Consider the following 22,993-nt stretch of genomic DNA (forward strand, 5'->3'; position numbering starts at 1 on the left):
GACGATCAGTTAACCCAAACGCGTGCATTACGGAACATACGCATCCAAGGTGCGTCCTCGTTCCAGTCTTCCGAACGCCACGAGTTCTGCACGGCACGGAACACACGCTCCGGGTGCGGCATCATGATCGTCACACGGCCATCACGGCTGGTGAGACCGGTAATCCCGCGCGGCGAACCGTTCGGGTTAGCCGGATACTTCTCGGTGACCTTGCCATGGTTGTCGACGAAACGCATCGCCACGCAACCCGACAGATCGGCTTCCAGCAGTGCTTCTTCGCTGGAGAATTCAGCGTGACCTTCACCGTGAGCGATGGCGATCGGCATACGCGAACCGGCCATGCCCTGCAGGAAGATCGAGTTCGATTCCTGAATCTGCACCATCGCCACACGCGCTTCGAACTGCTCGGAGCGGTTACGCACGAAGTGCGGCCAGAACTCGCTGCCCGGGATCAGCTCGTGCAGGTTGGACATCATCTGGCAACCGTTGCACACGCCAAGGGTGAAGCTGTCGTTACGCTCGAAGAAACCCTGGAACGCATCGCGGGCACGGCTGTTGAACAGTGCCGACTTGGCCCAGCCTTCACCGGCGCCGAGCACGTCGCCGTAGGAGAAACCACCGCACGCCACCAGACCTTTGAACTCGTTCAGGTCGACACGGCCGGCGAGAATGTCGCTCATGTGCACGTCGATCGCGTTGAAACCGGCGCGGTCGAACGCTGCGGCCATTTCCACCTGACCGTTGACGCCCTGCTCACGCAGCACGGCAACCTGTGGGCGAATGCCTTTCTTGATGTAAGGCGCGGCGATGTCCTGGTTGACGTCGTAGCTGAGCTTGACGCTCAGGCCCGGGTTGTCTTCTTCCAGCAGCACGTCGAACTCTTGTTCGGCGCAGTCGGCGTTGTCGCGCAGACGCTGGATCTGGTAGCTGGTTTCAGCCCAGGTACGTTGCAGCAGACGACGCTGGCCTTCGAACACGGTGTCACCGTTGAAGGTGATGTTGATCTGGCCATTGTTGATCGGCTGACCGATCACCGACACGCAGTCGCCCAGACCGGCCGCGCTGAATTGCGCGAGGATGTCTGGCGTGGCGTCCTGACGAACCTGAATCACTGCACCCAGTTCTTCGTTGAACAGGATGGCGGCGATGTCGGCGGTGGTTTCTGCCAGACCGTCGAGGTTCAGGCTCAGACCGCAGTGGCCGGCGAAGGCCATTTCCACCACGGAGGTCAGCAGACCACCGTCGGAACGGTCGTGGTACGCCAGCAAGTGACCGTCGGCGTTGAGGCCCTGGATCACCGCGAAGAAGGCTTTCAGGTCTTCGGCGTCATCGACGTCCGGCGCGTGTTTGCCGAGCTTGCCGTGTGTCTGAGCAAGGATCGAAGCACCCATACGGTTCTGACCGCGACCGAGGTCGATCAGGATCAGGTCGGTGGTGCCCTTGTCCATGCGCAGTTCCGGGGTCAGAGTCTGACGGATGTCAGCCACTGGCGCGAAACCGGTCACGATCAGCGACATCGGCGAGGTCACGGTTTTTTCTTCGCCGTTATCGCTCCAACGGGTGGCCATGGACATCGAGTCCTTGCCCACCGGAATGGTGATGCCCAGCTCAGGGCACAGTTCCATACCGACCGCTTTCACGGTGTCGTACAGACGCGCGTCTTCGCCCGGGTGGCCGGCAGCGGACATCCAGTTCGCCGACAGTTTGATGTCGGAGATCTTGTTGATGCGCGACGCGGCAATGTTGGTCAGGGTTTCGCCGATGGCCATGCGGCCCGACGCCGGGGCGTCCAGCAGAGCCAGCGGAGTGCGCTCGCCCATTGCCATCGCTTCACCGGTGTAAACGTCGAAGCTGGTGGCGGTGACGGCAACGTCGGCCACCGGAACCTGCCACGGGCCGACCATTTGGTCACGGGCCACGAGGCCGGTGATGGTGCGGTCGCCGATGGTAATCAGGAAGCTTTTGCTCGCCACGGCCGGATGATGCAGAACGCGTTCGATGGACTCGCTGATGTCGAGGTTCGACGGATCGAAGTCATCGCCCATTTCAGCTTCGCGAACCACCGAGCGGTGCATGCGCGGGGCCTTGCCCAGCAACACTTCCAGTGGCATGTCCACCGGGTTATTGCCGAAGTGGCTGTCGGTCACGGTCAGTTGCGGCTCGGCAGTCGCCTCGCCGACAACGGCAAACGGGCAGCGCTCGCGTTCGCAGATCGCCTGAAAGCGCGCGAAGTCTTCAGGGCCGACGGCCAGAACGTAACGTTCCTGGGATTCGTTGGACCAGATTTCGTGCGGGGCCATGCCCGGCTCGTCGTTGGGAATGTTGCGCAGTTCGAAACGGCCACCGCGCTCACCGTCGTTGACCAGTTCCGGGAAGGCGTTGGACAGACCGCCCGCGCCGACGTCGTGGATGAAGCTGATCGGGTTCTTGTCACCCAGCTGCCAGCAACGGTCGATGACTTCCTGGCAGCGACGCTCCATTTCAGGGTTTTCACGCTGCACGGAAGCGAAGTCGAGATCCGCCGAGCTGGTGCCGGTGGCCATCGAAGAAGCCGCGCCGCCACCCAGACCGATCAACATCGCCGGGCCGCCGAGCACGATCAGCTTGGAGCCAACGACGATCTCGCCTTTCTTGACGTGCTCTTCGCGGATGTTGCCCATGCCGCCGGCCAACATGATCGGCTTGTGGTAACCACGAACTTCGTCACCGTGCGGGGTGGTTATCGACTGTTCGAAGGTACGGAAGTAGCCAGTCAGGGCCGGACGACCGAATTCGTTGTTGAACGCGGCGCCGCCGAGCGGGCCTTCGATCATGATGTCCAGAGCGGTAACGATGCGCTCAGGCTTGCCGTACGGTACTTCCCACGGCTGTTCGAAGCCCGGGATCTGCAGGTTGGAAACGGTGAAACCGGTCAGGCCAGCCTTTGGCTTGGCGCCACGGCCGGTTGCACCTTCGTCACGGATTTCGCCGCCGGAACCGGTCGATGCACCCGGGAACGGAGCAATCGCGGTCGGGTGGTTGTGGGTTTCGACCTTCATCAGGATGTGCACCGGCTCCTGCACCGCGCCGTACTGGCGGGTCTCAGGGTTCGGGAAGAAACGGCCGGCGACGTTGCCGACGATCACCGAGGCGTTGTCCTTATAAGCCGACAGAACGCCTTCGCTGTGCATCACGTAGGTGTTCTTGATCATGCCGAACAGGCTTTTTTCCTGGTTCTCACCATCAATATCCCAACTGGCGTTGAAGATCTTGTGACGGCAGTGCTCGGAGTTCGCCTGGGCGAACATCATCAGTTCGATGTCATGCGGGTTGCGCTTCAAGCCGTTGAATGCGTCGACCAGATAGTCGATTTCGTCTTCAGCCAGGGCCAGGCCCAGCTCGGTGTTGGCCTTTTCCAGCGCGGCACGACCGCCACCGAGGATGTCGATCGCGGTCAGCGGCTTCGGTTCGGCGTGGCTGAACAGACCGGCGGCCTGTTCAAGGTTGGCCAGCACGATCTGCGTCATGCGGTCGTGCAACACGTCGGCAATCTGCTGGGCTTCGGCGTCGCTGAACTGACCGGCAACGTAGAAGGCGATACCGCGCTCCAGACGCTGGATCTTGCTCAGGCCGCAATTGCGGGCAATGTCGCTGGCCTTGCTCGACCATGGCGAGATGGTGCCGAAACGCGGCAACACCAGAAACAGACGACCGGTCGGCTCTTGTACCGGAACGCTTGGGCCGTACTTCAGAAGGCGCGCTAGCACCTGCTGTTCGTCGCCGGTCAGGACGCCGGTGACTTCGGCGAAGTGAGCGAATTCAGCATACAGGCCACTGACAGCTGGAACCTTCTGGCTCAGTTGCTCAAGGAGTTTGCTGTGGCGAAAGGCAGAAAGGGCAGGAGCGCCGCGCAGGATCAACATCTTCGGGACAGCCTCGGGAAGGGGTGTGCTTTGAGGCCGTGCATTCTAGCCTAAACCGCCCTCAACATCACCCGAAACGCTACGCACGGTTGCACTCGGGTATCAATCTGTGTTTCCGACTCCGGAGTCAGGTAAATCGGCAGTTTGAGAGCTGCTTATTTTTACTGTAACAAAAACCCGCGAAGCCCCGTTCCTGCTGGGTTTCGTGCGGTTTTGTGATGACCAGCAGAGTCATCCTGCACTGTCGAGATATGGCGCCAGTGGCCGTTTGCGTATACTGCGCACATGTTTTTCCCAACGGCTTTGCGTCCGCGGTACGCCAAATGGCTGATCGCAACCGGACTCTTCCTGATGCTCAGTGGCTGTGTTGATAAACCCAACACGCTGGAGCGCATAAAGGAGGATGGTGTGCTGCGCGTGATTACACGCAACAGCCCCGCCACCTACTTTCAGGATCGCAGCGGTGAAACCGGCTTCGAATACGAGCTGGTGAAGCGTTTCGCCGACGATTTGGGTGTCGAGCTGAAGATCGAGACCGCTGACAACCTCGACGACCTTTTCAATCAGATCGGCAAACCCAACGGCCCGGTACTCGCCGCCGCCGGCCTGGTCAGCAGTGAGCATCGCAAGCAACAGGTGCGTTTCTCCCACTCTTATTTAGAAGTCACCCCGCAGATCATTTATCGCAATGGTCAGTCGCGGCCAACCGACCCGAGTGATCTGGTCGGCAAGAAGATCATGGTGCTCAAGGGCAGCACCCACGCCGAACAACTGGCGGAGCTGAAAAAGAAATTTCCCGGCATCGAATACGAAGAGTCCGACGCGGTTGAAGTGGTCGATCTGCTGCGCATGGTCGATGAAGGCCAGATCGACCTGACCCTCGTCGATTCCAACGAAGTGGCGATGAACCAGGTGTACTTCACCAACATCCGCGTCGCCTTCGACCTTGGCGATGCCAGCAACCAGAGCTGGGCCGTGGCCCCGGGCGAAGACAACAGCCTGCTCAACGAGATCAATGCGTATCTGGACAAGGTGCAAAAGAATGGCACCCTGCAACGCTTGAAAGATCGCTACTACGGCCACGTTGACGTACTCGGTTACATGGGCGCGACCACCTTCGCCCAGCACTTGCAGCAACGCCTGCCGAAGTACGAACAGCACTTCAAGAATTACGCGAAGAAAGAGAAAGTCGACTGGCGCCTGCTGGCGGCGATCGGTTATCAGGAATCGCTGTGGCAACCGACGGTCACCTCGAAAACCGGTGTGCGCGGGCTGATGATGCTGACGCAGAACACCGCGCAGGCGATGGGCGTGTCGAACCGACTTGATCCGAAGCAGAGCATCATGGGCGGCGCCAAGTACCTGGCTTATATGAAGGATCAGCTCGACGATTCGATCAAGGAACCGGATCGCACGTGGTTCGCCCTCGCCGCGTACAACGTCGGCAGCGGCCACCTCGATGACGCGCGCAAACTGACGGCCAAAGAAGGTTTGAACCCGGACAAGTGGCTGGACGTGAAGAAGATCCTGCCGCGTCTGGCGCAGAAACAGTGGTACAGCAAAACCCGTTACGGCTATGCCCGGGGCGGCGAACCGGTGCATTTCGTGGCGAACATTCGTCGTTACTACGACATTTTGACTTGGGTGACACAGCCGCAGCTTGAGGGCGACCAGGTGGCTGAAGGCAATTTGCATGTGCCTGGCATCGACAAGTCAAAACCCGCTCAAGAACCTGCCCCGCTTTAAAAGCAAAAGATCGCAGCCTTCGGCAGCTCCTACAGGTGTACACATAACCTGTAGGAGCTGCCGAAGGCTGCGATCTTTTGATCTTAGCCCTTGAGCGCAGCAGCCAGTATCAGCGCTTTCATCTCGGACACAGCGGACTTGAAGCCCACGAACAACGCATGCGCCACCAGCGCATGGCCGATGTTCAGCTCGTTGATCCCTTTGATCGCCGCCACCGCCTCAACGTTGTGGTAATGCAGGCCATGGCCGGCATTGACGATTAAACCCTGCGCCAAACCAAACGCCACGCCATCCGCAACGCGCTGCAGTTCTTCAGCCACTTCCGTCGGCGTTTCAGCATCGGCATAACGCCCGGTGTGCAGTTCGATCCCCGGTGCGCCAACACGCTTCGACGCTGCAATCTGCCGCTCATCAGCATCGATGAACAGCGACACTTCGCTGCCGATCTTCGACAGACGCTCAAGCGCAGCCTTGATCCGTTCTTCCTGCCCCGCCACATCCAGACCACCTTCAGTGGTCAACTCCTGACGGGTTTCCGGCACCAGGCAGATGTGCGCCGGACGAATGCGCTCAGCGAACGCCATCATTTCTTCGGTGATGCCCATTTCGAAGTTCATGCGGGTTTGCAGCACATCCTTGAGCAGCAGTACGTCGCGCTCCTGAATGTGCCGGCGGTCTTCACGCAGGTGAACAGTGATGCCATCAGCGCCCGCCTCTTCCGCGTCCAGCGCAGCCTTGACCGGATCCGGGTAGCGCGTACCACGGGCCTGACGCAGGGTGGCGACGTGGTCGATGTTCACGCCAAGAAGAATGCGATTGCTGGTGGTCACGGGTGCGCGCTCCTGAAGAAAAAGATTCGGCGCACAGCATACACGGTGAAGGGTCTGTTTACGTCTGGGCGCAGCCAGCGCCCGTTGCGCCGCGTCCAGACGTAAACAGACCCTCAGGGTTTGCGAAACAGCTCGCGACTAACGAGAGGACGGCCGCCCAAGTGAACGGCGAGGGCTTGGCGCATCAGGCGCTTGGCTGCGGAGAGTGCGCCCGGTGCAGTCCAGTCGGCTTCGGCCATGGCCAGCAATTCGACGCCGTTGAACAATCCCGGTTGCAGCAGGAAGACCCGCTCCAGGCCGGCATCGACTTGCAGGCGATAGAGACCGTCCTCGGCAATCGGCTCGCCGTGGATATCGGTGTTCAGCGAGAAGCCATAACCGAGATCGTCCAGCAAACGCCATTCGAAGGAACGCAGCAGCGGCTCCAGCGGACGGCCTTCGGCCAATGCCAGCAAGGTCGCGGCGTAGTGATCGAATACACCGGGGTGTGGATCCTCAGCAGGGAGCAAGCGGATCAGCAGTTCATTGAGATAGAGACCGCTGAACAGCGCCTCACCATTGAGCCACGCCGAGGTGCCGGCACTTTCCATGCGCCCGACATTCTTCAGCTCGCCCTTGCCACGGAACTCGACTTCCAGCGAGACGAACGGCCGCGCCAACGTCCCGGCCTTGCCCCGCGCACTGCGCAACACCGCCCGCAGCCGACCTTGCGGCGTGAGGAAATCCACCAAGGCACTGGTTTCGCGATAGGCGCGAGAGTGCAGGACGTAGGCGGGTTGGGCGGGAGGTGGGGTTTGCGACATTGAGTTCTCGATAAGAAACGCAGTCTTGAAATCAACATAAACCAAATGTGGGAGCGGGCTTGCTCGCGAAAGCGGTGAATCAGTCGAAAAATGTATCGACTGACACTCCGCCTTCGCGAGCAAGCCCGCTCCCACAGGGGTTCTCTGGTGTATCAGAAAACCGGGACTGTTACAGGTCGCCGTAACCCAGCGAACGCAGCGCGCGCTCGTCGTCGGACCAGCCGCCCTTCACCTTCACCCACAGATTGAGCATGATCTTCGAGTCGAACAGCAGCTCCATGTCCTTGCGCGCTTCGGTGCCGATGCGTTTGATGCGCTCGCCCTTGTCGCCAATGATGATCTTCTTCTGACCGTCACGCTCAACGAGGATCAAGGCGTGGATGTGCAGGGTTTTGCCCTGCTGCTTGAACTCTTCGATCTCGACGGTGATCTGGTACGGCAGCTCGGCGCCCATCTGGCGCATGATTTTCTCGCGCACCAGTTCGGCGGCGAGGAAACGGCTGCTGCGGTCGGTGATCTGGTCTTCCGGGAAGAAGTGATCGTTCTCCGGCAGGTGATCGGCGATGACTTTTTCCAGCGCGTCGAGGTTGTGCCCGTGTTGTGCGGAAATAGGAATGATCTGCGCGTTCGGCAGTTGTTCCTGCAACCAGCTCAGGTGCGGCATCAGCTCGGCTTTGTCTTCGATGCGATCGGTCTTGTTCAGCGCGACGATCAGCGGGCCGGTCACGTACTGCACGCGTTCCAGCACCATCTGGTCTTCGTCGGTCCACTTGGTGCGGTCAACGACGAAGATCACCACGTCGACGTCTTTCAACGCGGCCGAAGCGGTTTTGTTCATGTAACGGTTCAGGGCCTTTTCGCCACCCTTGTGCATGCCCGGGGTGTCGACGTAGATCGCTTGCACGTCACCCTCGGTTTTGATCCCGAGCATATTGTGGCGAGTGGTCTGCGGCTTGCGCGAAGTGATCGCGAGCTTCTGGCCGAGGATGTGATTGAGCAGCGTCGACTTACCGACGTTGGGACGGCCGACGATGGCAACATAGCCACAGCGAGTTGCGTTTGTATCAGTCATTGCCATTCTCCACGCCCAGGGCAATCAGTGCTGCAGCGGCCGCTACCTGTTCGGCAATACGACGGCTGACACCCTGACCTCGGCTTTTTTCATTCAGTAAGACAACTTCGCACTCGACGAAGAAGGTTCGGCAGTGCGGCTCGCCCTGGATATCCACCACTTCATAGCGTGGCAGGTCGCAACCACGCGATTGCAGGTGTTCCTGCAGGCGGGTTTTCGGATCCTTGTTGGTGTCGACCAGGGTCAGACCTTCGAACTCGCCAGCGAGCCAGGCCAGGACGCGTTCGCGCGCCATGTCCATACCGGCATCGAGGTAGATCGCGCCGATCAAGGCTTCGAGGGCATCGGCCAGAATCGATTCGCGACGGAAACCGCCGCTCTTCAGTTCACCGGAACCCAGTCGCAAGTAGTCGCCAAGGTCGAAACCGCGCGCCAGTACGGCCAGCGTCTCACCTTTTACCAGACGTGCGCGCAAACGCGACAATTGGCCTTCGCGGGCCAGCGGGAAGCGATCGAACAGCGCCTCGCCAGCGACGAAGTTGAGGATGGCATCGCCGAGGAATTCCAGGCGTTCGTTGTTGCGCCCGGCAAAACTGCGGTGCGTGAGGGCCAGCAGCATCAGCTCCTGATCCTTGAAGGTGTAACCGAGCTGTCGCTCGAGACGGCTTAATGAGGCGCTCACGGTTTACCCACGCTGTGTTCAAAGCTGGATTCCACCGCCATCGCCGGGGTACGGCGCGGGCCTGGGACAATTAACGCTGTGTTCAAAAATTACATCCTGAATATCGTTGGCTTCATGCCCCGGAGCCGATTGTGTCGACGCCAGAAATGCATTCGGCGCTGTGTTCAACAGCGCCGTGTGTGATTACTTGATCAGGCCAACCCGCGAGAAATTCGGCAGGTGACTGAGTTTCGGTTCCGGCCAGCTCATCCAGACCGCGAAGGCCTTGCCGACGATATTCTGGTCGGGAACCATGCCCAGCAGATCCTTGGGAATCTTTGGATCATCCCAGTAGCGACTGTCGTTCGAGTTGTCGCGGTTGTCGCCCATCATGAAGTAGTGCCCGGCAGGCACTGTCCACGAACGATCCGGGGTGGCGCGGTAGCGGCTCATTTCCTTGCGGATCAGGTGCTCGGCAGCGCCGAGTTTTTCCTTATAGAGTTCTGCACTGCCCAGGGTGCCCGGCTCGGAGCCGATCATCTGCTCGGCAATAGACTCGCCGTTGACGAACAGATGCTTGTCAGCAGTGTAGCGAATCGTGTCGCCCGGCAGACCAACTACACGCTTGATGTAGTTGACGTTCGGGTCGCTCGGGTAGCGGAACACCATGACATCGCCACGCTGTGGGTCACCGACTTCGATGATTTTCTTGTCGATCACCGGCAGGCGGATCCCGTAAGAAAACTTGTTCACCAGAATGAAGTCGCCGACGTCCAGGGTCGGCTTCATCGAACCGGACGGGATCTGGAACGGTTCCACGAGGAACGAACGCAGCACCAGCACGATGAACAACACCGGGAAGAACGACTTGCCGTATTCAACCAGCAGCGGCTCTTTGTTGAGTTTCTCGACCACCACGACATCTGGCTGACCGACACTGCCCTGATAAGAGGCAATGGCGGCACGCCGACGCGGTGCAAGGATCAACAGATCAAGCAACGCCAACAGGCCGCAGACGAACACGGCGATGACCAGCAACAGCGGGAAATTTAGTGACATAGGACCTAACTATCCAACCTGAGCACTGCAAGGAAGGCTTCTTGTGGAATTTCCACGTTGCCGACCTGCTTCATGCGTTTTTTACCGGCCTTCTGCTTTTCAAGCAGTTTTTTCTTACGGCTAACGTCACCGCCGTAGCACTTGGCCAATACGTTCTTTCTGAGCGCCTTGACGGTTGTCCGTGCCACGATCTGACCGCCAATGGCGGCCTGGATCGCCACGTCGAACATCTGACGAGGAATCAGTTCTTTCATCTTCTCGGTCAACTGGCGACCTTTGTAGTGCGAGTTGTCACGGTGCACGATCAACGCCAGAGCGTCGACCTTGTCGCCGTTGATCAGCACGTCCAGTTTCACCAGATTAGCCGATTGGTAACGATCGAAATGGTAGTCCAGCGAAGCATAGCCGCGGCTGGTGGATTTGAGACGGTCGAAGAAGTCGAGCACCACTTCGTTCATCGGCAAGTCGTAAGTGACCTGCACCTGATTGCCGAGGAACAGCATGTCGACTTGAACGCCACGCTTCTCGATGCACAGGGTGATGACGTTACCCAAGTGCTCCTGCGGCACCAGGATATTGGCGCGCACGATTGGCTCGCGCATGTCTTCGATCGACGACACATCCGGAAGCTTGGATGGGTTGTCGACGTAAATTGTTTCACCGGTCTTCAAAACCAGTTCGAAAATTACCGTTGGCGCGGTGGTGATCAGATCCAGGTCGTACTCGCGCTCGAGGCGCTCCTGGATGATTTCCATGTGCAGCATGCCGAGGAAGCCGCAACGGAAGCCGAAGCCCAGTGCGTCGGAGCTTTCCGGGGTGTATTGAAGCGACGAGTCGTTGAGGGTCAGCTTCTGCAACGCTTCGCGGAAATCCTCGAAGTCATCGGAGCTGACCGGGAACAGACCGGCGTAAACCTGCGGCTGGATGCGTTTGAAGCCAGGCAGCACTTCAACGTCCGGGGTCGAACTCAGGGTCAGGGTGTCACCGACCGGTGCACCGTGAATGTCCTTGATGCTGGCGATGATGAAGCCCACTTCGCCGGCCTTCAGGTCAGCAGTAGCGGTGTGCTTCGGGTTGAACACGCCAACGCTGTCGACCAGATGGATCTTGCCGGTGGACTTGACGAGGATCTTGTCGCCCTTCTTCACGCGGCCATGACGCACGCGCACCAGGGAGACAACGCCCAGGTAGTTATCGAACCAGGAGTCGATGATCAACGCTTGCAGCGGATCTTCGATGTTGCCGGTCGGCGCAGGAATGGTGTGCACCAGACGCTCGAGCACTTCGTCGACACCCAGGCCGGTTTTGGCGCTGCAGGTGACGGCGTCGGTGGCATCAATGCCGATGATCTTCTCGATTTCGTCTTTGACGCGATCAGGATCAGCCTGTGGCAGGTCGATCTTGTTCAATACCGGCATGACCTCAAGGCCCTGCTCGATGGCGGTGTAGCAGTTGGCCACGGACTGGGCTTCAACGCCTTGACCGGCGTCGACCACCAGCAGTGCACCTTCACACGCGGCCAGGGAACGGCTGACTTCGTAGGTGAAGTCGACGTGGCCCGGGGTGTCAATGAAGTTCAGCTGGTACTTGATACCGTCTTTGGCGGTGTAATACAGGGTGACGCTGTGGGCCTTGATGGTGATCCCGCGTTCACGTTCCAGATCCATGGAATCCAGTACCTGGGCTTCCATTTCACGCTCGGCCAGGCCGCCGCACATCTGGATGAAGCGATCGGCCAGCGTCGACTTGCCATGGTCAATGTGGGCGATGATGGAGAAATTGCGGATATGACTCAAATCACTCACGGATCAACACTCAAAAAGGCTGCAGGCATAGCCCGCCGAAAAATAGCCGGGAATTGTACCTGATACACGGCGCAAGCGTCACGTTCACCTGTCACCCGGATTGCATGCAAAAACGCCCCGGTCTGTCGACCGAGGCGTTTTCGAGGTTAAAACACTGGCAAAACCGGCGGCATTAACCCGCCCGTCTCAGCAGCCAGACACCGAGCAGCGCACACACGCCGGCTGGCACCAGCACCGCAAACAGCGGCGAGAAACCGAACACCAGGCTCGAAGGGCCGAGCAAATCCTGGACGATGCGGAAGGTGAAGCCGACCAACACACCGGTGAACACACGCTGACCAAGGGTCACCGAACGCAGCGGGCCGAAGATGAACGAGATCGCCATCAACACCAACGCAGCAGTCACCAGCGGCTGCAACACCTTGACCCAAAACGCCAGCCAATAACGGCCGTTGCTCAAGCCTTGTTCAGACAGATAGTGGATGTAACCCCACAGACCGCTGATCGACAGCGATTCCGGCGCCATCACCACCGTGCTGAGCAACTGCGGGCTCAGGGACACGTCCCAGCGCTCGGCAGGCACATTGACCACTTCGGTTCTGCGCTCATGGAAAACCGTGGTGGTGACACCGCTAAGCTGCCAGTGATCTTTGTCGAATTCGGCCTTTTTAGCGAAGCTGGAACTCAGCAGATGACGTTCTTTGTCAAAATGATAACGGGTCACGCCGTACAGCAAACCGTTGGGTTGAACGGCGTTGATGTGGATGAACTCTTCACCCTGACGGTGCCACATACCGTGCTTGGCACTTTGCGCATCGCCGCTGCCCTGAGCCAGCGAGCGATTGGCCTGAGCCATGCTTTCGGTGGCCGGCGCGACGTATTCGCCGATCAGCAAACCGGCCAGCATCAGCACCAGCATCGGTTTCATCACTGCCCAGACGATGCGCCCGATCGATACACCAGCTGCACGCATGACGGTGAGTTCGCTGCTGCTGGCCAGACTGCCGAGACCGATCAGACAGCCAATCAGCGCGGCCATCGGCAGCATTTCGTAGAGACGGCGCGGCGCGGTGAGCATAACGAAGCTCAGCACATCCATCAGTGTGTAGGTGTCGCTGACGTCGCTCATTTCATCGATAAAAGCGAACAACGTCGCCAGGCCCAGAATGATCGCCAGCACGGCGATGATCGCCATGAACACGCTGCTGCCGATGTAGCGGTCGAGTTTAACCACGAGCCACCTCCAGCGCAGCGCTGCGACGGCTGGCCATCTTCAGGCGCAAAGGCTCCCAATAAAGCAGGCCGAGGCCGATAAACAGGAAGATCGCGTGCACCCACCACAACCCGAGGGTCGGCGGGATCTTGCCTTTTTCGAGGGCGCCACGGGCGGCAATCAGGATGGTCAGGTAAGCCATATAAAGAAGAATCGCCGGCAGCAGCTTAAGGAAACGCCCTTGACGCGGATTGACCCGCGACAGCGGCACCGCCATCAGGGTCACGATAAACACCAGCAGCGGCAGGGAAAGACGCCATTGCAGTTCGGTTTTGGAGCGGATGTCATCACTTCCAAGCAAGGCTGAGGTCGGCATGGCGTCACGGTCGGTGACTTCTTCACTGACTTCCGGCTTGGGCAACTGCACACCGTAGGTTTCGTAATGCACCGCACGATAATCCGCCTGACCCGGGCTGCCGTCATAGCGGTAACCGTTTTTGAGGATCAGGTAGCGAGTGCCGTCCTTGCGACTTTCCTGAAGACCCGACTCGGCCACCAGAATGGAAATCCCGCGATCTTTCTTGTCGGCACCGAGGTTTTTCTGCGAAATGAACACGCCGCCCAGATTGATCCGGTCGTCGGTCAGGGTTTCGGTGTACGTCACCCGCGTACCGTCGCGCAGCGCCTGGAAGCGACCCGGTTCGAGGGTGTCGAATTCGGTCAGCGCGTCCTGCTTGTTCAGCAGCAACTGAAACTGGTTGGCGCCTTGCGGGGCCAAGCCCAGGCTCAGCCATGCCACCACCAGCGCCACCAGGGTCGCCGGAAACAGGGTCATGCGAAACAGCTTCTGCTGGCTCATGCCGGTGGCCGAGAGCACGGTCATTTCGCTTTCGAGGTACAGGCGACCGTAAGCCAGCAAGATCCCGAGGAACAGGCCCAGCGGCAGAATCAGTTGCAAGAACCCCGGCAGACGAAAGCCCATGATCAGGAACAGCGAACCCGGATCGAGCTGGCCGGCAGCGGCCTGAGCCAGATATTTGATGAAGCGACCGCTCATGATGATGACCAGCAGCACGGCACTCACGGCGCTGAGGGTCAGCAGGACTTCGCGGGACAGATAACGGAAGACGATCAAACCAGACACTCCAGGGTTGTCAGGCTAAGGCGGCCAAACAAGCAAACACACCGACCGGCCCGCAACGCAGAGCCGTCGGAAAAAGATGCGGCATTATCCTGTGATTGGGGGCGCCTGTCACTGCGCACACTCATCCATGTCTGTAATCCGTTGCAGATCGTACAACCGAGGGTTGTCAGGCGCGGGGAGCGAGGTTCAAACTGCGGCCCTTGTCGCAGGCTTTGGCCTGCGCCTCTTCTATTTATAAGCAGGCGACTGCGGACACCGTCGAACGCCTGCATGTTGACCATTCATTCAGGGATCCGGACATGGAACTGGTTGTAAAAAGCGTTAGCCCAGAAACGTTGAAAACCGCCACCCTGGTGGTTGCCGTCGGCGAAGGCCGCAAACTCGGCGCCGCCGCCAAACAGGTCGACGAGCTGAGCGGTGGCGCGATCAGCGCCGTCCTCAAGCGTGGCGATCTGGCCGGCAAAGTCGGTCAAAGCCTGCTGCTGCACAGCCTGCCTAACCTCAAAGCCGAGCGCGTGCTGTTGGTTGGCGTGGGCAAGGATGAAGAACTGGGCGACCGTCCGTTCCGCAAAATCGTTGCCGGTATCCTCAATACTCTGAAAGGCCTGAACGGCAGCGACGCCGTGCTGGCGCTGGATGAAGTTATTGTTAAAAACCGCGACAGCTACGGCAAAACCCGTCTGCTGGCGGAAACCCTGGTGGACGGCGAATACACTTTCGACCAGTTCAAGAGCCAGAAAGCCGAACCGCGCGCACTGAAAAAAATCACCCTGCTGACCATCAAGGCTGCCCAGGCTGAAGTGCAGCGCGCCGTGAATCACGCCACCGCGATCGCCAACGGCATGGCCTTCACCCGTGATCTGGGCAACCTGCCACCGAACATCTGCCACCCGACCTTCCTTGGCGAACAAGCCAAAAACCTGGGCAAAGAATTCAAGGATCTGAAAGTCGAAGTCCTCGACGAGAAGAAGATCAAGTCTTTGGGCATGGGTTCGTTCTACGCCGTCGGCCAAGGCAGCGAGCAACCGCCACGTCTGATCGTCATGCAATACAACGGCGGCAAGAAATCCGAGAAGCCGTACGCACTGGTCGGTAAAGGCATCACTTTCGACACCGGCGGCATCAGCCTGAAGCCGGGCGCCGGCATGGACGAAATGAAGTACGACATGGGCGGCGCTGCCTCGGTGTTCGGTACCCTGCGCGCCGTGCTTGAGCTGAAACTGCCGATCAACCTGGTGTGCATCCTCGCTTGCGCGGAAAACATGCCGAGCGGCAACGCGACCCGTCCAGGCGACATCGTCACCACCATGAGCGGCCAGACCGTGGAAATCCTCAACACCGACGCCGAAGGCCGACTGGTGCTGTGCGATGCGCTGACCTACTCCGAGCGCTTCAAGCCACAAGCGGTGATCGACATCGCCACCCTGACCGGCGCTTGCGTCGTCGCGCTGGGGGCGCACACCTCGGGTCTGCTGGGCAACAACGACGAACTGATCGGCCAACTGCTCAGCGCCGGCCAGGCTGCTGACGACCGCGCCTGGCAGCTGCCGCTGTTCGATGAGTACCAAGAGCAACTGGACAGCCCGTTCGCCGACATCGCCAACATTGGCGGCCCGAAAGCCGGCACCATCACCGCCGCGTGCTTCCTGTCGCGCTTCACCAAGAACCTCAACTGGGCGCACCTGGACATCGCGGGCACCGCATGGGCCAGCGGCGGCAAGGACAAGGGCGCCACTGGCCGTCCGGTGCCACTGCTGACCCAGTACCTGCTGGATCGCGCCAAAGCCTGAACCCGCTGATGGGCGGCGGCGTCACTCTCCGGTGACGTCGCTTGCCGCTCTGGAACCGCAATGACCAAAGTCGATTTTTACATTCTGCCCAGCGCCGACCCTTCGGCTCGCCTGGACTTCGCCTGCAAGCTCACCGAGAAAGCCTGGCGCATGGGCCACCGCATCTATCTGCATTGCAGCGATGCCGCCCAGCGTGACGATCTCGATGCGCGCCTGTGGGCGTTCAAGGGCGAAAGCTTCGTGCCGCATGGCCCTGCCGACAGCGAACCGGACGGTTTGATCGTGCTGGGTGTGGGTGATGACTGCGGTCAGCATCAGGATTTGCTGGTCAACCTCGACCTGAAAGTCCCGGCCTTCGCCAACAAGTTCGCCCGGGTGGCGGAAGTGGTGGTCGAAGACCCGACGATTCGTGCCGCGGCGCGGGAGAGTTTTCGCTTCTACCGCGAACAGGGCTATCCTCTGCAAGATCACCGTTTACAGCGACTCTGAGCATTCCAATGGACACTCCGAAACCGCAGCAAAAGCCGACACACCTGCTCGACGATCTCGAATCGATCCGTCAGTTGCTCGGCGACGACAACCTGCAACCACCGCTGTTGACCGATACGGTCGATGAAGGTGAACAGGAACAAATTCCGATGTTGTTCGAAGCGGTTGGCAATGAACCGCAAGCCGTCGAACCGCAACCTGCGCCAACGCCGGCGCCGGCGCCGGCCGCGCAACCTGCGACACCGGTGAATAAAGGCCCGGACGCCCTGCTCCACCTCGACAGCGAACTGCGCGCCGCCGCGCAATTGATCATGCAAGACGTGATCGACGACTTCGCGCCGCACATCGAAACCGAAATCAAACGGCGCCTCGATGCGCGGATGGAAAGGCTGCTCAGCCAATACGAATAAGCTTTCAGCCCGTATTTGCCCTGCGGAACTTATCCAGAATTTTCGCGTGCCGGGGAGTGGCGACCATTGCCCCTCCTCGCCCCACAAATTCTTGCGCCCAGTGTTCCGGAACAACGGTATTGGTAGAGCCGTAGAACTCGAACAGCTCATGGCTATTCTCCAGAATGCTCCACCGCCCCTGGTGCACCATCGCTATCGGAAACGGGCCTGGCCGCGCCACTGCAGCGAGATAACCATTGTCGGCCTGGACTTTTTCAAACTCGTTTTTCCACATATAAGAAACGAAGTTCACTTGCGGCCCATGACGAACAACATTCATCGAGACGTCTTCGAATGACCTCGCCGGGTCAAATGCTGCGACGCCAAGATTGATCAGATCCTTTACTTCTGTCTCATCGACACTTCCCGATTCAGGGACATGCCCCTTGCCGCCGCTGAAACGAATGATGTCATGCATGTCGTAATCGCCCGTATAAGGCGTGACGATCTTGAACTTGATCCAGGAATCAACCAGTTCGTGCTCTACGGGGCTTTGCAAATTGATGTCGTAAGTCGTGTCTTCAAAACTTACGTTATTGCGCGCATAAACACCCTGCAGGCCCGCCTTGTTCCACTTGCCCACTCGCCCGGCAAACCCGCTGCTCTCGGCCCGCTGAAGCATGGCCCCAGCCTGTTCACCATAAACGCCCGTCAGCGAACTTCGCTTTATGGTTTTCTCAAGAATGTCATGCCCTTTGGCGGCCGCGCCTTCACCCAACGCATTGATCGTGTGACTGCCTGATTCACGAACGCTCAGGGCAATATTTTGCACCTTTGAAATTCTTTCAAAGACAGGCATATGCCGAGGATGAACAAACGACTCACCCACGCGGCGCCTGGCCTCCTGGCCTTGTATTGATAACCCGTTACTGTCACGGAATGTGACCGGGTTGTTGCCGGCCATGACATACAGGTTCATCCCGTCTATCGCTCCGGCCGGATCAGCACTCAACCAGCGTCCAATCCACGGCTGGTAGTAGCGCCAGCCATAGTAGTAAAGCCCCGTCGCATCGCGCTCCTTGCCTGAATACCTGACGGTTTTGAAACTCGCCTCCACTGCATTTCTCGCCGTCCAGACTGCCGTACCGCCGTAAGGAAAGTATTCTTCGCGGCTGATCACTTTCCCCTGCGCATCGACTTCCAGCCCGCTGCTGCCGATCAGATCATCATGGCTGTAACACAACTGATCGTTACTGATGTCTTCTGGTCTTCCGCTCTCCCAGTGCAATACCCGCACCGACGACTGACCGCTAGCTCCCACGCTGATGACCTGTAAACGCTGCACTTCAGTGCCGTTGATTTTCATAGTCCTTAGCTCCAGCGCGGGCAGGTAAATCACCTGCTGCTCCCGCGTGGTGCTGATGTTGTTCTGGGTAGTGATCTTCAAGAGCCGTTGACTGCCGCCGTCATAGCGGTAGCTCTCGACGTCATCTTTTGCGCCACCTCGCTCAACCGGAGTGACCTTCAGAATTTCGTTGCGGGACGTCCAGGCCAGCGGTTGACCGGGTTGCAGGATTGTTTGCTGGCCGCCTGCGGTGAACCAGCCGTCCACTTCTCGCGGATCAGTGCAAAGGAGACTTGTCACGCCGCGATTGCTGCGGTGACTGACCGTAACGGTTGTGGTGTGGCAGTGATCGGACACTGGCGCGCAGTGGCGAATCCGCGTCAGATTGCCCGCCTCGTCGTAGCTGTAAGTGCGCGTATAAGCCGTGTATGTGGCACTGTCGAAACCGGATACGACAGGAAAGCTATGCTGCCGGCCGGCATTCGCCATCTCACGCCCCGTGGCGCTGACCAATTGGTAGAGACTGTCATAGACGTAAGTGTGCTGCGGCACGACTTCCTGATTACGCCAGAAGCGGGTTTCTTCTGCATCGTTATGTACGCCGAGTACATTACCGACCGGGTCATATTGATATTTCAGATCTTGCAAGACTTTCGCCCCGGACACGTGACCGACCGGTCTTCGTACATTTATCCCCAGCAAGCGTTGCGTCTCTTCCTCGTATCCCCAACGAGTCACCACGCCATTAGCGTGTTCTTCGCGCAGCGTTTGGCCGGCCGCCGAGTAAGTCAGGGACTTCACAATATTTTTCTCGAGCCGATTTTTCAGGGTTAGCCAACGGCTCGTAAGCAGACCGGCCACGTCATATGCCATGCGCTGTCGGTTGCCCGCAGCGTCCGTGGTGGTCTGTTCCGCGCCCGTCGCATCGGTGGTGGTCTGGTGGGTGAAGCCCTTGGCCGCCAGCAAGGCATCCCAGGCCTGAGCGTCTTCGCCTTGCCAATCGGCAACGGCGTCCGGGTTTTCGGCGTGCGCCAGCAGACGACGAGTAACGGACAGCGCTACGCCGCTTAGCGCCAAACTGTCGACTCTGACCAGCCCCGCCGTGTCGTAGTGGCTCACCCATTGCCCGGCCAGGTTCTGAGACGCTTCAAGGTCACTGTTCCCCGCATATCGCCAGCGCTCGCTGATTCGGCGGACACCCTCTGCGCTCTGTTCGACAAGGCTAACCGGGCGTCCTCGCAGATTATTGCTTTCGTATTGAAAGATTCGGGTCACGGCATGCCGATTGATGTCTGCGCCATCGTCACCGGAGTGAATGTTGCTCACCACCCTGAACGACCGGCCAGCCGCGTCATTCAGCGTCACGACAGTGCCATTGTCGACGCCTTCCTGGCACAGCACAGTGCCGGAAAGGCTCGTGATATGGATGAAGTTCGCCAGCCCTGCCTCATTCAAACGCGGGTCAGCGCTTCGAACGTTGATGCCGCGCGCATCGAACTGATGACAGGTAATGCGTGCCTGGGTGATCGCTGGCGAATCGGGATGGCGGTGATATTGCACTTCTCGCACCGACAGACCACGGGCATCACAGACCATGACCGACGGCGTATTGGTATTCAGTGAAGTCTCGGACAGTTTCATTCAGTCACTCGAAGTCAAAGAGGCGCGGCAGAAACCCCGCGATTCACCGCCGGCCAGAACGTCACAATGGGTATAGGCGTACAACTCATTGCGCGCACGGACAGACACTCGATCCGCCCCGCTCGCCCTCGGCCCCATGCCCCGCTATACTCGTCGGCTTTTCCTGAATTAATGCCAATAGGGTCCCGCCGCGCATGGATAAGACCTACCAGCCGCACGCCATTGAAACTTCCTGGTACAACACCTGGGAGTCCGAGAACTACTTCGCCCCGCAAGGCGCGGGCGACTCCTACACCATCATGATCCCGCCGCCGAACGTCACCGGCAGCCTGCACATGGGTCACGGTTTCAACAACGCGATCATGGACGCCTTGATCCGTTTCCGCCGCATGCAGGGTCGCAACACCCTGTGGCAGCCGGGCACCGACCACGCCGGTATCGCCACGCAGATGCTGGTGGAGCGTCAACTCGAAGCCCAGGGCCAGAATCGCCACGATCTGGGTCGCGAAAAATTCCTCGAGAAAGTCTGGGAATGGAAGGATCAGTCCGGCGGCAACATCAGCCGTCAGATCCGCCGTCTCGGCTCGTCCGTGGACTGGAGCCGCGAGCGCTTCACCATGGACGACGGTCTCTCGGAAGCCGTTAAAGAAGCGTTCGTGCGTCTGCACGAAGACGGTCTGATCTATCGCGGCAAGCGTCTGGTCAACTGGGACACCAAGCTGCACACGGCGATTTCCGACCTCGAAGTGGAAAACCACGACGAGAAAGGTTTCCTATGGAACCTGAAGTACCCGCTGGCTGACGGTGCGAAAACCGCTGATGGCAACGATTTCCTGATCGTCGCGACCACCCGTCCGGAAACCATGCTCGGCGACTCCGCCGTTGCGGTTAACCCGAACGATGAGCGCTACCAGGCCCTGATCGGCAAGTTTGTCGAGCTGCCACTGGTTGGCCGCCGCATCCCGATCATCGCCGACGATTACTGCGATCCTGAATTCGGCACCGGCTGCGTGAAAATCACCCCGGCCCACGATTTCAACGACTACGAAGTCGGCAAGCGCCACAACCTGCCGCTGCTGAACATCTTCGACAAGAACGCCAACGTGCTGCCGGCAGCCCAGGTGTTCAACCTCGACGGTACGCTGAACGACAGCATCGACGGCGTAATTCCAGCTGAGTACGCCGGTCTTGAGCGTTTCGAAGCGCGCAAGCAGATCGTTGCCGCGTTCGACGCCGCCGGCCTGTTGGTCAGCGTCAACGACCACGCCCTGAAAGTGCCGAAAGGCGACCGCTCCGGCACCATCATCGAGCCGTGGCTGACCGACCAGTGGTACGTGTCGACCAAGCCTTTGGCCGAGCCTGCGATTGCTGCCGTTGAAGACGGTCGCATCCAGTTCGTACCGAAGCAGTACGAAAACATGTACTTCTCGTGGATGCGCGACATTCAGGATTGGTGCATCAGCCGTCAGCTGTGGTGGGGCCACCGGATTCCGGCCTGGTATGACGAGTCGGGCAAAGTCTATGTCGGTCGCGACGAAGCCGAAGTGCGCGCCAAGCACAACCTCGCTCCGGACGTGGCGCTGCAACAGGACAACGACGTTCTCGACACCTGGTTCAGTTCCGGTCTGTGGACGTTCTCCACTCTGGGCTGGCCTGAGCAGACCGAGTTCCTGAAGAAATTCCACTCCACCGACGTGCTGGTGACGGGTTTCGACATCATTTTCTTCTGGGTTGCCCGGATGATCATGATGACCATGCACTTGATGAAGAATGAGGACGGCACGCCGCAGGTTCCGTTCAAGACCGTTTATGTACACGGTCTGGTGCGTGATGGTCAGGGCCAGAAGATGTCCAAGTCCAAGGGCAACGTCCTGGATCCGCTGGACATCATCGACGGTATCGACCTGGAAACTCTGGTGCAGAAACGCACCTCCGGCATGATGCAGCCGAAACTGGCGAAGAAGATCGAGAAGCAGACCCGCGACGAGTTCGCCGACGGCATCGCCAGCTACGGCACCGACGCCCTGCGCTTCACCTTCTGCTCGCTGGCTTCGACCGGTCGCGACATCAAGTTCGACATGGGCCGCGTTGAAGGCTATCGCAACTTCTGCAACAAGATCTGGAACGCCGCGCGTTATGTTCTGGACAAGGGTGAAGATTGCGGCCAGAACGGCGAAGCCTACGAACTGTCGCTGGCGGATCGCTGGATCATCTCGCAACTGCAACGCACCGAAGCCGAAGTGACCCGTCAACTCGATCAGTTCCGTTTCGACCTGGCGGCGCAAGCGCTGTACGAGTTCATCTGGAACCAGTACTGCGACTGGTACCTGGAACTGTCCAAGCCTGTGCTGTGGGACGAGAATGCGCCGGTTGAACGTCAGCGCGGCACTCGCCGTACGCTGGTTCGCGTATTGGAAGTGGCGCTGCGTCTGGCGCATCCGTTCATGCCGTTCATCACAGAAGAAATCTGGCAGCGCATCGCGCCGCTGGCCGGTATTCAGGGCAAGACGATCATGCTGCAACCGTGGCCAGTGGCCAACGAAGAGCGCATCGATCCGGCCGCCGAGAACGACATCGAATGGCTCAAGGAACTGATGCTCGGCACGCGCAACATCCGTGGCGAAATGAACATCGGCCCGGGCAAACCACTGCCGATCTACCTGAAGAACGTCAGCGCTGAAGACCAGCGCCGTCTGACCGAGAACGAAGCGCTGCTGAAGAAACTGGCGCGTCTGGAATCGATCACTGTTCTGGCGGCTGGCGAAGAAGCGCCGCTGTCCGCGACCGCGCTGGTTGGCGAGATGGAAGTGCTGGTGCCGATGGCCGGTCTGATCGACAAGGGCGCCGAGCTGGCACGTCTGGACAAGGAAATCTTGCGTTTGCAGGGTGAAGTTCAGCGTGTTGGCGGCAAATTGTCCAACGCCGGATTCGTTGACAAGGCCCCGGCCGAAGTCATCGAGAAGGAACGCGCCAAACTGGCCGAGGCTGAACAAGCCCTGGCCAAACTGGCCGAGCAACACGCGCGGATTGCCAGTCTGTAACGGCAAATCGCATTGAAAAAGGGAGGCCAAGTGGCCTCCCTTTTTCATTCCCGCCACACCACA

At 59.3% G+C, this 22,993-nt stretch carries 15 protein-coding genes; 5 read left to right on the forward strand and 10 right to left on the reverse strand.

Annotation, left to right across the window (positions count from 1 at the left end; genetic code table 11):
* Positions 1-5: 5 nt before the first annotated feature.
* A complete protein-coding gene (purL, locus tag KFS80_RS03645) occupies positions 6-3,902 on the reverse strand; it encodes a phosphoribosylformylglycinamidine synthase (RefSeq protein ID WP_212544000.1) in 3,897 nt (1,298 codons plus the stop codon).
* 285 nt (positions 3,903-4,187) lie between these two features.
* On the opposite strand from purL, the gene mltF reads away from it, so the two are divergent.
* A complete protein-coding gene (mltF, locus tag KFS80_RS03650; protein ID WP_212544001.1) occupies positions 4,188-5,648 on the forward strand; it encodes a membrane-bound lytic murein transglycosylase MltF in 1,461 nt (486 codons plus the stop codon).
* A gap of 83 nt (positions 5,649-5,731) precedes the next feature.
* Here the strand turns inward: mltF and pdxJ are convergent, their stop codons facing one another.
* From pdxJ to lptF, 8 genes are all read right to left on the reverse strand, one after another.
* The gene (gene pdxJ / locus KFS80_RS03655; protein ID WP_212544002.1) at positions 5,732-6,478 is read right to left on the reverse strand and encodes a pyridoxine 5'-phosphate synthase; all 747 of its coding nucleotides are present in this window, start codon (positions 6,476-6,478) and stop codon (positions 5,732-5,734) included.
* A 113-nt stretch (positions 6,479-6,591) separates the two neighbouring features.
* On the reverse strand, positions 6,592-7,326 hold the full coding sequence (gene recO / locus KFS80_RS03660) for a DNA repair protein RecO (RefSeq protein WP_420851015.1): 735 nt from the start codon (positions 7,324-7,326) through the stop codon (positions 6,592-6,594).
* Positions 7,327-7,450: 124 nt separating this feature from the next.
* Positions 7,451-8,353, reverse strand: a complete 903-nt coding sequence (gene era, locus KFS80_RS03665) for a GTPase Era (protein ID WP_007909024.1) — start codon at positions 8,351-8,353, stop codon at positions 7,451-7,453.
* Positions 8,346-9,035: a ribonuclease III gene (rnc, locus tag KFS80_RS03670; protein ID WP_053117395.1), complete on the reverse strand. Its 690-nt coding sequence runs from the start codon at positions 9,033-9,035 to the stop codon at positions 8,346-8,348. Before rnc ends, era begins: the two co-directional genes overlap by 8 nt.
* A 183-nt stretch (positions 9,036-9,218) precedes the next feature.
* On the reverse strand, positions 9,219-10,073 hold the full coding sequence (gene lepB / locus KFS80_RS03675) for a signal peptidase I (RefSeq protein WP_053117392.1): 855 nt from the start codon (positions 10,071-10,073) through the stop codon (positions 9,219-9,221).
* Positions 10,074-10,078: 5 nt separating this feature from the next.
* On the reverse strand, positions 10,079-11,878 hold the full coding sequence (gene lepA / locus KFS80_RS03680) for a translation elongation factor 4 (RefSeq protein ID WP_016986097.1): 1,800 nt from the start codon (positions 11,876-11,878) through the stop codon (positions 10,079-10,081).
* A gap of 172 nt (positions 11,879-12,050) precedes the next feature.
* Positions 12,051-13,112, reverse strand: coding sequence for an LPS export ABC transporter permease LptG (gene lptG, locus KFS80_RS03685; protein ID WP_053117389.1), 1,062 nt, complete (start codon positions 13,110-13,112; stop codon positions 12,051-12,053).
* Positions 13,105-14,226, reverse strand: coding sequence for an LPS export ABC transporter permease LptF (lptF, locus tag KFS80_RS03690; RefSeq protein ID WP_053117386.1), 1,122 nt, complete (start codon positions 14,224-14,226; stop codon positions 13,105-13,107). The genes lptG and lptF overlap by 8 nt, the downstream gene beginning before the upstream one ends.
* Positions 14,227-14,534: 308 nt before the next feature.
* On the opposite strand from lptF, the gene KFS80_RS03695 reads away from it, so the two are divergent.
* From KFS80_RS03695 to KFS80_RS03705, 3 genes are read left to right on the forward strand one after another with little or no spacing between them, the layout of a single operon-like run.
* Complete coding sequence (locus KFS80_RS03695) at positions 14,535-16,025, forward strand: leucyl aminopeptidase (protein WP_212544003.1); 1,491 nt, start codon at positions 14,535-14,537, stop codon at positions 16,023-16,025.
* Positions 16,026-16,085: 60 nt separating this feature from the next.
* Entirely contained in the window at positions 16,086-16,514 is a 429-nt protein-coding gene (locus KFS80_RS03700; RefSeq protein ID WP_053117380.1) for a DNA polymerase III subunit chi, read from the forward strand.
* An 8-nt stretch (positions 16,515-16,522) separates the two neighbouring features.
* Entirely contained in the window at positions 16,523-16,924 is a 402-nt protein-coding gene (locus KFS80_RS03705; RefSeq protein WP_212544004.1) for a DNA polymerase III subunit chi, read from the forward strand.
* A gap of 4 nt (positions 16,925-16,928) precedes the next feature.
* Here KFS80_RS03705 and KFS80_RS03710 read toward each other — a convergent pair whose 3' ends face one another.
* A complete protein-coding gene (locus KFS80_RS03710) occupies positions 16,929-19,889 on the reverse strand; it encodes an RHS repeat-associated core domain-containing protein (protein WP_212544005.1) in 2,961 nt (986 codons plus the stop codon).
* 194 nt (positions 19,890-20,083) lie between these two features.
* On the opposite strand from KFS80_RS03710, the gene KFS80_RS03715 reads away from it, so the two are divergent.
* Positions 20,084-22,930: a valine--tRNA ligase gene (locus tag KFS80_RS03715; RefSeq protein ID WP_212544006.1), complete on the forward strand. Its 2,847-nt coding sequence runs from the start codon at positions 20,084-20,086 to the stop codon at positions 22,928-22,930.
* The last annotated feature ends 63 nt before the right edge of the window (positions 22,931-22,993 follow it).

The organism is Pseudomonas rustica, assembly GCF_018336155.1.
GTDB lineage: Bacteria > Pseudomonadota > Gammaproteobacteria > Pseudomonadales > Pseudomonadaceae > Aquipseudomonas > Aquipseudomonas rustica.